This window comes from Paraburkholderia ginsengisoli NBRC 100965, from assembly GCF_000739735.1.
Lineage (GTDB): Bacteria > Pseudomonadota > Gammaproteobacteria > Burkholderiales > Burkholderiaceae > Paraburkholderia > Paraburkholderia ginsengisoli.
In genome coordinates this window covers 609550-621878 of sequence record NZ_BBJF01000005.1, presented here as the reverse complement: position 1 = coordinate 621878, position 12329 = coordinate 609550, and the positions used below count along the sequence as shown (strand labels likewise).

At 64.2% G+C, this 12329-nt stretch carries 12 protein-coding genes; 9 read left to right on the top strand and 3 right to left on the bottom strand.

Going from position 1 to position 12329, the window contains the following annotated elements:
* Positions 1 to 16 precede the first annotated feature (16 nt).
* The 5 genes from BGI01S_RS12010 to BGI01S_RS11995 all read left to right on the top strand — a co-directional run bounded on the left by BGI01S_RS12010 (position 17) and on the right by BGI01S_RS11995 (position 5259).
* On the top strand, positions 17 to 745 hold the full coding sequence (locus BGI01S_RS12010) for an SDR family NAD(P)-dependent oxidoreductase (RefSeq protein WP_042325538.1): 729 nt from the start codon (positions 17 to 19) through the stop codon (positions 743 to 745).
* A 99-nt stretch (positions 746 to 844) separates the two neighbouring features.
* On the top strand, positions 845 to 1711 hold the full coding sequence (locus BGI01S_RS12005) for an IclR family transcriptional regulator (RefSeq protein WP_042325536.1): 867 nt from the start codon (positions 845 to 847) through the stop codon (positions 1709 to 1711).
* A 256-nt stretch (positions 1712 to 1967) separates the two neighbouring features.
* Positions 1968 to 2138 carry a hypothetical protein gene (locus BGI01S_RS30545; protein WP_167335644.1) on the top strand — a complete coding sequence of 57 codons (171 nt, stop codon included), beginning with the start codon at positions 1968 to 1970 and terminating at the stop codon, positions 2136 to 2138.
* 321 nt (positions 2139 to 2459) lie between these two features.
* Complete coding sequence (locus tag BGI01S_RS12000; protein ID WP_042325534.1) at positions 2460 to 3503, top strand: rod shape-determining protein; 1044 nt, start codon at positions 2460 to 2462, stop codon at positions 3501 to 3503.
* 169 nt (positions 3504 to 3672) lie between these two features.
* Entirely contained in the window at positions 3673 to 5259 is a 1587-nt protein-coding gene (locus BGI01S_RS11995) for a gamma-glutamyltransferase family protein (protein WP_042325532.1), read from the top strand.
* A gap of 17 nt (positions 5260 to 5276) precedes the next feature.
* Here the strand turns inward: BGI01S_RS11995 and BGI01S_RS11990 are convergent, their stop codons facing one another.
* From BGI01S_RS11990 to BGI01S_RS11980, 3 genes are read right to left on the bottom strand one after another with little or no spacing between them, the layout of a single operon-like run.
* On the bottom strand, positions 5277 to 5867 hold the full coding sequence (locus tag BGI01S_RS11990; protein WP_042325530.1) for a flavin reductase family protein: 591 nt from the start codon (positions 5865 to 5867) through the stop codon (positions 5277 to 5279).
* Positions 5857 to 6612, bottom strand: coding sequence for a GntR family transcriptional regulator (locus tag BGI01S_RS11985; RefSeq protein ID WP_042325528.1), 756 nt, complete (start codon positions 6610 to 6612; stop codon positions 5857 to 5859). Before BGI01S_RS11985 ends, BGI01S_RS11990 begins: the two co-directional genes overlap by 11 nt.
* Positions 6609 to 7574, bottom strand: a complete 966-nt coding sequence (locus tag BGI01S_RS11980; protein ID WP_042325526.1) for a polysaccharide deacetylase family protein — start codon at positions 7572 to 7574, stop codon at positions 6609 to 6611. The genes BGI01S_RS11985 and BGI01S_RS11980 overlap by 4 nt, the downstream gene beginning before the upstream one ends.
* A gap of 316 nt (positions 7575 to 7890) precedes the next feature.
* On the opposite strand from BGI01S_RS11980, the gene BGI01S_RS11975 reads away from it, so the two are divergent.
* From BGI01S_RS11975 to BGI01S_RS11960, 4 genes are all read left to right on the top strand, one after another.
* Positions 7891 to 8949 (top strand): ABC transporter ATP-binding protein, encoded by a 1059-nt coding sequence (locus BGI01S_RS11975; RefSeq protein ID WP_042325524.1) that lies wholly within the window; start codon positions 7891 to 7893, stop codon positions 8947 to 8949.
* Positions 8950 to 9030: 81 nt separating this feature from the next.
* Positions 9031 to 10335 (top strand): ABC transporter substrate-binding protein, encoded by a 1305-nt coding sequence (locus tag BGI01S_RS11970; RefSeq protein ID WP_042325522.1) that lies wholly within the window; start codon positions 9031 to 9033, stop codon positions 10333 to 10335.
* Between the two features lie 129 nt (positions 10336 to 10464).
* Entirely contained in the window at positions 10465 to 11379 is a 915-nt protein-coding gene (locus tag BGI01S_RS11965; RefSeq protein ID WP_042325520.1) for an ABC transporter permease, read from the top strand.
* A 2-nt stretch (positions 11380 to 11381) separates the two neighbouring features.
* Positions 11382 to 12287, top strand: a complete 906-nt coding sequence (locus BGI01S_RS11960; protein ID WP_042325517.1) for an ABC transporter permease — start codon at positions 11382 to 11384, stop codon at positions 12285 to 12287.
* The last annotated feature ends 42 nt before the right edge of the window (positions 12288 to 12329 follow it).

The following is a 12329-nucleotide window of genomic DNA, read 5'->3' as shown; positions in this document are numbered from 1 at the left end:
CTCGCTGCTGACTCCCATGACATTCCAGAACAATCTACTCGAAGGCAAGGTCGCATTCGTCACCGGCGGTCTGTCCGGCATCGGCGCCGCGATCGCGAACGGGCTCGCGAAGCTCGGCGCGACGACGGTCGCGGCGGGTTTGCCGCTGCCCGAAGGTGCGCCGGATACGCTCGCGCCCGGCATTCGCCGCGTCACGCTCGACGTGCGTTCGAGCGACGACGTCGGCGCCGCGATGCAGGCGTTCGAGCGGCTCGACATCGTCGTGAATTGCGCGGGTGTGATCAGCCGCGTCGAGGAGCATCGCATCGAAGTGTTCGAACGGGTGATGGACATCAACCTGAACGGCACGATGCGCGTGTGCTCGGCCGCGCGCGAGTTGCTGAAAGCGTCGTCGGGCTGCATCGTGAATACGGCGTCGATGCTGAGTTTCTTCGGCGGCGGGCTGGTGCCCGCGTACAGCGCGAGCAAGGGCGCGGTCGCGCAACTGACCAAGTCGCTCGCGCTCGCGTATGCGGACGACGGCATTCGCGTGAACGCGATCGCGCCAGGCTGGATTGCAACGCCGCTGACTCAGGCGTTGCAGGACGACGACGGCCGCTCGCAGGCGATTCTGGATCGCACGCCGATGCATCGCTGGGGAACGCCTGACGAAGTTGCGCAGGTCGCCGCGTTTTTGTGCTCGCCGGCCGCGTCGTTCATGACGGGCGCGGTCGTGCCGGTGGACGGCGGCTATCTGGTCGCCTGAGGAACGAGCGGTCGTCGCGTGACGAGCCGACTCGGAATCGACGACATCCAGGCCGGAAAATAACGGCATAATTGCTTAACCGTGCCCTACCCTTGCCTGATGTCCAACTCCGATTCCAAGCCTTCCTCCGTCGCCAACCAGACCGGCGAAACCGTCGCCTCCAATGCGACCAACGCGGCCGGCGCCGCCGATGCCAAGACCGTTGCCGGCGCCGCCGCGTTCTCCAAGTTCATTGCCGTCCTGCAGTTGGTCGCCGATGCGCAAACCCCGCCGAATGTCGCGAAACTCAGCGCGGCGAGCGGCTATCCGCGTCCGACCGTTCACCGCATCGTCGCGGCGTTGCAGGCCGAAGGGCTGATCGTCGCCACGGGAAGCGGCAACACGTTCGGGCTCGGTCCGCGTCTCGTCAATCTGGCGAGCCGTAGCTGGGAACGCTCGGACTTGCGACTCGCGGCCGTCGACGCGTTGATGGAACTGCGCGACGTGACCTCCGAGACGATTCATCTGGCCGTGCCGAGCCAGGGCGAGATGGTGTACATCGAAAAGCTCGAAAGCCCGCACGCGGTGCGCATGGCGTCGCGCATCGGCACGCGGGTGTCGCTCACGTCGAGTTCGGTGGGCAAGGCCTATCTCGCGACGCTCGGCGTGACCGAACGCGAAGCGCTGCTCAAGGACGCCCCGCTGCAACGCTTCACCGAGCACACGCTCACCACGCTCGACGCAGTCCGCCACGAACTGGTCGTCACCGAACAACGCGGCTATGCCGAGGACCGCGAAGAGAACGAAATCGCGATCTCCTGCTACGGCGCGGCCATTCGCGGTGCGGACGGGCGCGCGGTCGGCTGCGTGAGCATCAGCATGCCGACCTTCCGCTTGCAGCGCGATGCGCGAGCCTGCTATATCGAGCCGTTGCTGGCGGCTTGCCGGAATATCGCGGCGAGGCTCGGCCCGGCTTCGGAGCGATGAAGTCCGGCGCCGAGTCTGACCTGGGCACACGCGCGCGGCTCGCCGACAACCAGGCGCAAGGAGCAGGGGCACACCGGGCGCGGAATCTGCTACTCGATAGACCCGCAGATCGGTGGCCGCTGACGGCCCAACAGCCGCTATCGAAGCCACGCGATCAACGGATGAATCGGGGCATCCGGTCGCGCTTTTCAGCAGAGTCACAAGCGTCGCGAGAAGCAGCCGGGGCCGTCCGTCAAATCGAACGAGGAGAATAACGATGACCCTGCTCATTTATCTGGCCGGCTGGATCATTCTGATTGCCGGCGTATGTTGGGGGCTGGTGACCCTGCACGTCGCTCAACACACGATCGAAATCGTCGCGGTCATTCTGCTCGGCGTGGCCGTGATTACCGGCGCCACCCGGGTGCGCAGCCGCGACCGCTCCTAGCAACTCGCGCCGGTCCCGCTCGAACCATGTCGCTGGTCACTGCGTTGCCGGCGACGCCGGCGCAACACGGACCGGCGCATTCCCGTTTTGCGTACGCGAAGCCGGCAATCGCTTCGCGGCCTCTGTCCTTCGGATGCAAACCCGGCACAGCGCGGTCCGTGTTGCGCCGCCGAGCCCCGCCATCCTTGCCTGCACCGATACCGCCCTCGTCGCCGAAACTGTTATTCTTCCCTCTCTTCCGGCCCTCATCGGTCGCCGGCCGCCATTGCGCGGCACTCCCAGCGGCGCTCGCGCGCCCGACCTCCAGAGACAGGAATTTGCATGTTCGGCTTTCTGCGCGGCTATTTCTCCAACGACCTGGCAATCGACCTCGGCACGTCAAACACGCTGATCTACATGCGTGGCAAAGGCATCGTGCTGGACGAACCCTCGGTGGTATCGATTCGTCAGGAAGGCGGCCCGAACGGCAAGAAGATCATTCTGGCCGTCGGCAAGGAAGCAAAACAGATGCTCGGCAAGGTGCCGGGCAACATCGAGGCGATCCGCCCGATGAAGGACGGCGTGATCGCCGACTTCAACATCACCCAGCAGATGATCAAGCGCTTCATTCAGATGGCGCACGAATCGCGCATGTTCGCGCCGTCGCCGCGCATCATCATCTGCGTGCCGTGCGGTTCGACCCAGGTCGAGCGGCGCGCGATCAAGGAAGCCGCGCATAGCGCGGGCGCCTCGCAGGTTTATCTGATCGAGGAACCGATGGCCGCGGCGACCGGCGCGGGACTGCCGGTGTCGGACGCGACCGGCTCGATGGTGGTCGACATCGGCGGCGGCACGACGGAAGTCGGCGTGATCTCGCTCGGCGGCATCGTCTACAAAGGCTCGGTGCGCGTGGGCGGCGACAAGTTCGACGACGCGATCGTCAACTACATCCGCCGCAACTACGGCATGCTGATCGGCGAGCAAACCGCCGAAGCGATCAAGAAGGAAATCGGCTCGGCATTCCCCGGCTCCGAAGTCAAGGAGATGGAGGTCAAGGGCCGCAATATGTCGGAAGGCATTCCGCGCAGTTTCACGGTGTCGAGCAACGAGATTCTCGAAGCGCTGACCGATCCGCTGAACCAGATCGTATCGGCCGTGAAGATCGCGCTGGAACAGACGCCGCCGGAACTCGGCGCCGACATCGCCGAGCGCGGCATCATGCTCGCGGGCGGCGGTGCGCTGCTGCGCGATCTCGACCGCTTGCTGGCGGAAGAAACGGGGTTGCCGGTGTTCGTCGCCGAAGCGCCGTTGACTTGCGTGGTGCGCGGCTCGGGCATGGCGCTCGAGCGGATCGAGAAGTTTAGCGGTCTGTTTTCTTATGAATGAGTGCATGCGGTGAATGGTGGCGCGGACGGCGCGGTGATTGCGTGCCGTCTGTCCGCGTGCCCACTGGCCCGTTGCAGCGCCACGCTGATTTTTTTCCGCACAGCGCGCGAATTTATACTCCTGACTCCGACGCGCTCACACGCGACTCGTCCCCCGCCACGGAGCAGGAATGCACGACACACGACTCGCCACTTCGACCGGTGGCATGGTCACCAGCCCTCATGCGCTGGCGAGCGAGGCTGGCCGCGATGTATTGCGTGCGGGCGGCAATGCGATCGAAGCGGCCATCGCGATCGGCGCGGCGCTGTGCGTGACCTATCCGCATTTCACGGGACTCGGCGGCGACGCCTTCTGGGTGATCGGAGATCGCGCGGGGACTTTGCGCACGCTATCGGGCATCGGCCAGGCCGCGGCGCAACTGCCCGCGTTCAGCGCTTCGATTCCGGTACGCGGCGCGGCATCCGCACTCACGACCGCCGCAACTGTCGATACCTGGCATCAGGCCTACGAGATCAGCAGGAGCGTATGGGGCGGCACGCAGCTGTGGTCGTCGCTGTTCGAACGCGCGCTCGGCTATGCGAACAACGGCTTTCCGGTTACGCCCTCGCAGCACTTCTGGCAAAGCCTGCGTGCCGACGAACTGAACGCATTACCGGGCTTCGCCGCGACCTTCGCGCCGCACGGCAAAATTCCCGCCGTCGATGAGCAATTCACGCAACCGGCGCTGGCGAAAAGCCTCGAACGGATTGCACGTTTCGGCGCACGCGAGTTTTACGAAGGCGAACTGGCGGAGCGAATCGCGCGCGGTTTGCAGCAGGCCGGCTCGCCGCTCACCGTCAGCGACCTGGCGAGAACCCGCGCACGCGACGAAGCGCCGTTGCGAGTCGCGTATCGGAGCGGCGAACTGGTGAGTCTGCGCCCGCCCACGCAAGGCGTGACGACGCTGCAAATCATGGGCACGCTGAATCGCTTCGACGTCGGCGCGATTCGCGAAGGCAGCGCCGACTACTATCACCTGCTGGTGGAAGCGGTGAAATGCGCGTTCGTGGATCGCGACCGCTACGTCTGCGATCCCGAGTTCAACGACGTGCCGGTCGAACCGATGCTCTCGTCCGCGACGCTCGACGCGCACGCTCGCTCGATCGACATGCAACGGGCGCGCGCATGGCCGCACGTGTTCCGTCCGGGCGACACGGTGTTCATCGGCGCAACGGATAGCGAAGGCCGCAGCGTCAGCGTGCTGCAAACGGTCTACTTCGATTGGGGCAGCGGCGTGGTCGCGGGCGACACCGGCATTCTGTGGCACAACCGCGGCGCGTCGTTCAGCACGCATCCCGCGCATCACAATGTCGTGCAGCCGGGCAAGCGCCCTTTCCATACGCTCAATCCCGGCATGTATCTGCGAGACGGCCGTCCGCAGTTGCTGTTCGGCACGCAAGGCGCCGACGGACAGCCGCAGACGCTCGCCGCGATTCTCACGCGGCTGATCGACTACCGGATGGACCCGTTCACCGCTCTCGCCCGCCCGCGCTTTCTGCTTGGCAAGACTTTCTCCGACACGCGCGACGCGTTGAAGCTCGAAGAAGACGCGGGCGCCGACGTGTTCGCGGCACTCGCCGCACGCGGCCACGAAGTGAGCGCGATTGCGGCGCAAAGTCCGTTAGCGGGTCATCCGGGCGTGATTCGCATCGAGGCGGATGGTTCGGCCTCGGGCGCGCATGATCCGCGCAGCGATGGGCGCGCGCTCGCTGCATGAGCGCGGCTCAACCCACGTCACCCCAACGTGAACCGATCGCGCGTCGTCACATAATCGCTCGCGCCGAAGCGCCCGACCGGAAAGTAGTGCTGCAAACGCACGCGCCATGTCTCGGTGTCGATCAACTCGTCGCGCGCATGCAACCGGTGCACGCGACCGATAAAGATCTGCCGGCTGCTCGTCTCCAGCGTCTCCCAGATCGTGCACTCGAACGCGACCGGCGCTTCCGCAATGCGCGGCGGCGCGACGTGCGAACTCGGCACCGGCGTCAAACCGACCTCGGCGAGTTCGCTCACATGAGGCGGCAGCCTCTCGCCGCAGCGATGCATTTTCCCGGCAATCGCCTCGTCGGCGAGATGCACGACGAACTCGCCGGTCCGCACGATGTTGACCGCCGTATCTTTCAGCGTGCCGTCCGCCACACGGTTGACGCTGATCATCACGATAGGCGGCTCTTCGCCAAGCATGTTGAACATCGAGAACGGCGCCGCGTTGATCGTGCCGTCGGCGCCGAGCGTCGTGACGAGCGCGATCGGACGCGGCACGATCAGGCTCGCCATCAACTTGTAGCGCTGGTACTCGGTGATCGCTGCGAAATCAATTTCCATGTCGGGCCGCCCGTTGTGTGGTCGCTTGTCCAATGATGCCGAGCAACTGGCCGAGGCTCTTCTCGCCGCGCATCCGCGACGTCTCAATGCGCTCTTCGAGATCGCGCAGATGCGCTTCCATATGGGCCATCGCGCCCGCCGCATCGCGCGCCTCGATGCAGTCGACGATCGCCGCATGCTCCGCGTGTTCGCACGGCGCATGCCCCGGCGGTTCATACACGCCGACGATCAGCGAGCAGCGCGACACCAGTTCCTTCAGATAGCTTTGCAGAATCGAATTGCCGGCCAGCGCGGCGATGCGCATATGAAAGCCGCTCGCGAGCGTCGCCCACGAAGGCTGATCGAAGCGGTGCATCGCGTCGTGCTCGCTCGCGAGTTGCCGGCGCAACGCCTCGATGTCCGTCGCGCTCGCGCGCTGCACGGCCAGCTCGACCAGCATCCGTTCGACCAAGCGGCGCGCTTCGAATATCTCGCGGGTCTCCTCGGGCGTGGGCTCGGCGATCACCGCGCCCTTGTTCGGCCGCAACACGACGATGCCATCGTAAGCGAGCTTCTCCAGCACGCGCCGCACGACCGCGCGGCCCACGCCGAACAGTTGGCACAACTCGGGCTCCGGCAGCTTGGTGCCCGGCGTCAGACGATGATTCAGCACGCCGTCGAAGATCGACTGATAGATGCGCGCGTCGATGTCCGCATCGTCAGCCGCGTTTTTCTTCGCAACGGCTGCCCCGCCTTTCGCGTTCATACGACCGCCGGGCGCACGAGGCCGTCCCGCTCCAGATCGTCCATATGATTCGCGATCGCGCCGGGCGTCGTGATCCATACGTCGCCGCGCGCGCGCGCAGCGACGATGTGTTCGAGCGCGCGGCGCAGATGCCGCAATCGATACGGCTGCCCGACCAGATAAGGATGCAGCGCAATGCCCATCACCAACGCCTGAGGACGCGCGCCGCGATTGGCCTGTTCGAGCATCTCGTCGAACTGATCGACGATCATGTCGGCGAATGCGCGGCCGTCCATGTGGCGGCCCACCATCATCGGCAGATCGTTGAGTTCCTGCGGATACGGTATCGACCAGAGCGGCGCGCCGCGCGTTGCCATGCGCACCGGGCGGTCGTCGTGACACCAGTTCAGCGTGTAGCGATAGCCGGTCTCGGCGAGCAGGTCGGGTGTCAGATGCGACTCCGAAATCCACGGCGACAGCCAGCCATGCGGCGGCGTGCCGGACTCCTCCGCAATGCGCTCACGGCAATGCAGAAGCAACTCGCGTTCGCCGCTTTCGTCGAGATCGCTCTGACGGTGTGCGTTCGTGTGACCGTGGCCAATCAGTTCGTCGCCACGCGCGACGCAAGCCGCGATCAACTCGGGGCAGTGATCGTAAAGCGCGGTATTGATCAGCGTGCCCGCGGGCAACGCGAGTTGATCGAACAGTTCGATGCAGCGCCACGCACCGACGCGATTGCCGTACTCGCGCCAGCTATGGTTCAGTACATCCGGTTGCGGCGAGAGCGGCCCGAGCGCCGCGCCCAGTCCCTCGCCGAACGCAAAGTGTTCGATGTTGAAGCCGAGATAGACCGCGAGTCCCGCGTCGCCGGGCCAGCGGAACGCGTCGCCGTCAGTGATCGGCCGGTAGGCAAAACGTCCATGCGTGGCGAGCGATTGACGCGCGCGGTTCTCTGCTGCGGGCATAGTCCGTGTGTCGTTCATGAGAAGAAACCGTGGATGACGAAAGCGTCGCGTCACGTCACGCGATGAACCGGATTGGCCGGTTCATGCCCCGAGACGGATCGGCAACGCACCGTGATCGCGCAAGCCAAGGCTGCTGAATCGCTAACGATCGACGCTGCGGATCGTTTGCAATATGTGCGCCAACTCGTAGACGTTAAGCACAACGGCGCGTCGGCATCCTGCGACGCTTCGCAAAACGATCGATGGCACATGTCTTGCATTTGCTGGCTTCGCATCGGCGGCGTAGCTGTTTCCGCGCGCCCCACTGTTCGCCGTTCACGAGGACAACCCCTTCATGATTCAGCCTGTTTCAACGGTGCTCGAAACTCAAGCCGCCGACATCGAACTGGTCCACGTGTCGAAGCAATACGGCGATGCGCTCGCCGTCGACGCGATCGATCTGCGCATCGACGGCGGTCAGTACTGCTGTCTGCTCGGACCGTCGGGCTGCGGTAAGACCTCGACGTTGCGCATGATCGCGGGTCATGAATCGGTCACCGACGGTGACATTCTGATCGCGGGCCGCAACGTCACGCGCGCCGAACCCGCCGCGCGCGGCACCGCGATGGTGTTTCAGAACTATGCGTTGTTCCCGCATCTGAGCGCGCTCGACAACGTTGCGTTCAGCCTGAAGATGCGCGGCGTCGCGAAGGACGTGCGGCGCAAGCGCGCCGCCGAACTGCTCGAACTGGTCGCGATGTCCGCCTATGCCGGGCGCAAACCGGCGCAGCTCTCCGGCGGCCAGCAGCAACGCGTTGCGCTCGCGCGCGCGTTGCTGAACCAGCCTGGCTGCCTGCTGCTCGACGAACCCCTCTCCGCGCTCGACCCGTTTCTGCGCGTGCAGATGCGCGCCGAGCTCAAGCGCTGGCAGAAAGAACTCGGCATCACTTTCGTGCACGTCACGCATTCGCAGGAAGAAGCGATGGCGCTCGCCGATCTCGTCGTAGTGATGAGCCACGGCCGCATCGAACAGAGCGGCACGCCGCACGAAGTATTCAATCGCCCGCGCACCGAGTTCGTCGCGCGCTTTCTCGGCGGTCATAACGTCTTCAATACGAACGGCCGCCTGTTCACCGTGCGCGCCGATCACTTGCGCGTGGTGCCGCACGGCGTCACGCCGGTGCAGAACGCCGGCGGCGAGAGTGGGCTGACGCGTATCGGCGGCGTGCCCTGCAAGGTCCGCGAAGCCGAGTACCAGGGCACGCATCTGCGCATGACGCTCGACCCGCTCGACGGCTCGCCCGAGTTGATCTCGCTCGTGAGCGACGGCGACTACGACCCGGCGCGACTCGGTCCCGACGCGCGCGTGGTGGTCTGGTGGAACGAGCAGGATGCGCATCCGCTGGCAGCGTGACCACGAGCGTTGCAGTGAATTTCAGCGCGGTAAATAGAACACCCAATGAGCGTCAATCGAACGTCAACTGAGGAGAGAGCAATGAATGAAACGAACGAGAGCCCGGCAGCGGCCGCGAAGGATATCGCCGATGTGAAGGAAAAAGGCCTGTCGCGCCGCACGTTCATCAAGGGCGCGGTGGCGGCGGCCGGCATTGCCGGCTTTCCGTACGTGCATGCGCAGGAAAAGATCACGTTGCGCTACCTCGGCACGGCGGTCAATCAGAGCGCCGACATCGCGAAGAAGTTCAAGGAAGACACCGGCATCGAGATTCAGTACGTGCCGGTCACCACCGACGACGTCGCCAAGCGCATCATCACGCAGCCCAACTCGTTCGATATCGTCGACACCGAATACTTCGCGCTGAAGAAGCTGATTCCGGCCGGCACGCTCGCGGGCATGGACGCCAAACGCATCAAGCTCGCCGACAAGATCACGCCGGTGCTCACGCGCGGCGAAGTCAACGGCAAGAAGATCGGCGACCAGGGCACCGCGCCGAAGAAGGTGATGTTCCTCACCGGCCCGCGCTCGACCGAATTCTCCGCGACGCCGACCGAATGGATGACGTTGATCCCGACCACCTACAACGCGGACACGCTCGGCATTCGTCCCGATCTGATCAAGCGTCCCGTCGACAGCTGGGCGGAACTGCTCAATCCGCAGTTCAAAGGCAAGGCGGCGCTGTTGAACATTCCCGCGATCGGCATCATGGATTCGGCGATGGCGATCGAGGCGATGGGCCATATGAAATACGGCGACAAAGGCAACATGACGAAGGCCGAGATCGATCAGACCATCAAGATCCTGATCGAGGCCAAGCACGCAGGCCAGTTTCGCGCATTCTGGAAGGACTTCAACGAGAGCGTGAATTTGATGGCGTCGGGCGAAGTCGTGATCCAGTCGATGTGGTCGCCGGCGGTGACGAAGGTGCGCACGATGGGCATTGCGTGCAAGTTCCAGCCGCTCAAGGAGGGCTATCGCTCGTGGGCCTCGGGCTTCGGCTTTCCGCGCTCGCTGCAAGGCAAGAAGCTCGACGCCGCATACGAGTTCGTCAACTGGTTCCAGGACGGCTGGGCCGGCGCCTATCTGATGCGTCAGGGCTATTACCCCGGCGTGATCGAAACCGCGAAGACGCACATGCAGCCGTACGAGTGGGACTACTGGATCGAAGGCAAGCCGGCCGCGCAGGACATCAAGGCGCCGGACGGCCAGTTGCTCGAAAAGGCCGGCGCGGTGCGCGACGGCGGTTCGTACACGCAGCGCATGAGCGCGATTGCGTGCTGGAACGCGGTGATGGACGAGAACATCTACATGGTTCAGAAGTGGAACGAGTTCATCGCGGCGTGATCGACAGCACGCGCCGCGCGTTGTGTTTGCCGGTGCACGACGAGCCGGCAAACACGACGCCGGTTCGCCGTGTGGCAATTTCCCTTTGCGGCGAAGCGGCCGCGCAAGTCTTCCGAAAAACACTCGCCCATGGCAACGATCGATCTTCCCTCGCTCGCGCAGGACGCGCCTGTCAAACATCGCCGCGCGCCGGCATGGTTGCAGGCGACGCCGCTGTCGCTGACCTTCCTGCTGTTTTTCATCGTGCCGCTGGTCATCACGTTGATCGTCAGCTTCTGGGACTTCAACGAATACCAGATCATTCCCGCGTTCACGCTGAAGAACTACGCGGCGATCTTCAACGGCTGCTCGTCGATGACCGACGTCTGCGTGACCTTCAAGACGTACTGGTCGACGCTCAAGTTCTGCGCAATTGTCTGGGCCGTGACTTTTCTGCTGGGCTTTTCGCTTGCCTACTTCCTCGCTTTCCACGTGCGCACGACGAGTATGCAGACCGTGCTGTTCCTCGTCTGTACGATTCCGTTCTGGACCTCCAACGTGATCCGGATGATTTCGTGGATGCCGCTGCTCGGCCGCAACGGTCTCGTCAATCAGGCGCTGCTTGGCGCGCATCTGATCGACCAGCCACTCGAATGGCTGCTGTATTCGAACTTCTCGGTGGTGCTCGCGTTCGTGCATCTGTACACGTTTTTCATGATCGTGCCGATCTTCAACGCGATGATGCGCATCGACCGCTCGCTGCTCGAAGCCGCGCGCGACGCCGGCGCGAGCGGCTGGCAAGTGGTGCGCGACGTGGTGTTGCCGCTGTCGAAGACCGGCATTGTGATCGGCTCGATCTTCGTGATCACGATCGTAATGGGCGACTTCCTGACCGTCGGCGTGATGGGCGGACAGCAGATCGCATCTGTGGGCAAGATCATTCAGGTGCAGACCGGCTACCTGCAATTTCCCGCAGCCGCGGCCAACGCGATCATCCTGCTCGCCGTCGTGCTGATGATCGTGTGGGGTTTGACGCGGGTCGTCGACATCCGCAAGGAGCTATGAAGATGCAGGCCATTCGCATCAAACATCGGGAACGCCGCCCCGCCAGCTTCTATTGGCTCGCGCTGCTGTTCGGCCTGTTCGTGCTGTTCCTCTACGGACCGGTGATCACGATTTTCATTCTGTCGTTTCAGGGTCCCGAGGGCGGCCTGACATTTCCGATGCGTGGCGTTTCGCTGCACTGGTTCGCGGTACTGCGCGCCGGCGTGGCCGACATCGACATCTGGGCCGCCTTCGGGCGCTCCGTGCGACTCGCGCTGGTGGTCACGGTACTGACGGTGGTGTTCTCGGTGGCGGCCGGCCTCGCGTTCCGTCGAAAATTTCGCGGCGATACGGCGGTGTTCTACGTGTCGGTTGCGAGCCTGATCATGCCGTCCATTATCGTGTCACTCGGCATCGGCCTGACGTTCCGGCTGCTCGATAACGGCGTGAAATACCTCGCGTCGGCGTGGGGCTATCAGTCGTTCGCCGATAGCTATACGACGTCGATGGGTCTCTTCACGTCCGCACTCGGCGCGCATCTGACGTGGACGCTGCCGTTCGGTTTGCTGGTGATGTTCGCGGTGTTCAACCGCTTCAATCCGGCTTACGAAGAAGCGTCGCGCGATCTGGGCGCAACGCCGTGGCAGAGCTTCAGGCATGTCGTGCTGCCGATCATCGGACCGTCGGTGGTCGGCGTCGCGATGTTCGGCTTCACGCTGTCGTGGGACGAGATCGCCCGCACCTCGCAGGCGATCGGCGATCAGAACACGCTGCCGCTCGAACTCCAGGGGCTCACCACATCGGTGACGACGCCGGTCATCTACGCGCTCGGCACGATGACGACGCTATTGTCGTTCACGGTGATGGGCGTGTGTCTGCTCGCGGTCAGGTTGCTGGCACGCCGGCGGGCAGTGGCGGGCTTGAGCTAGCGGCATGGCCGTGCAGCGTACGGCAAGCGACGTACATCGCGT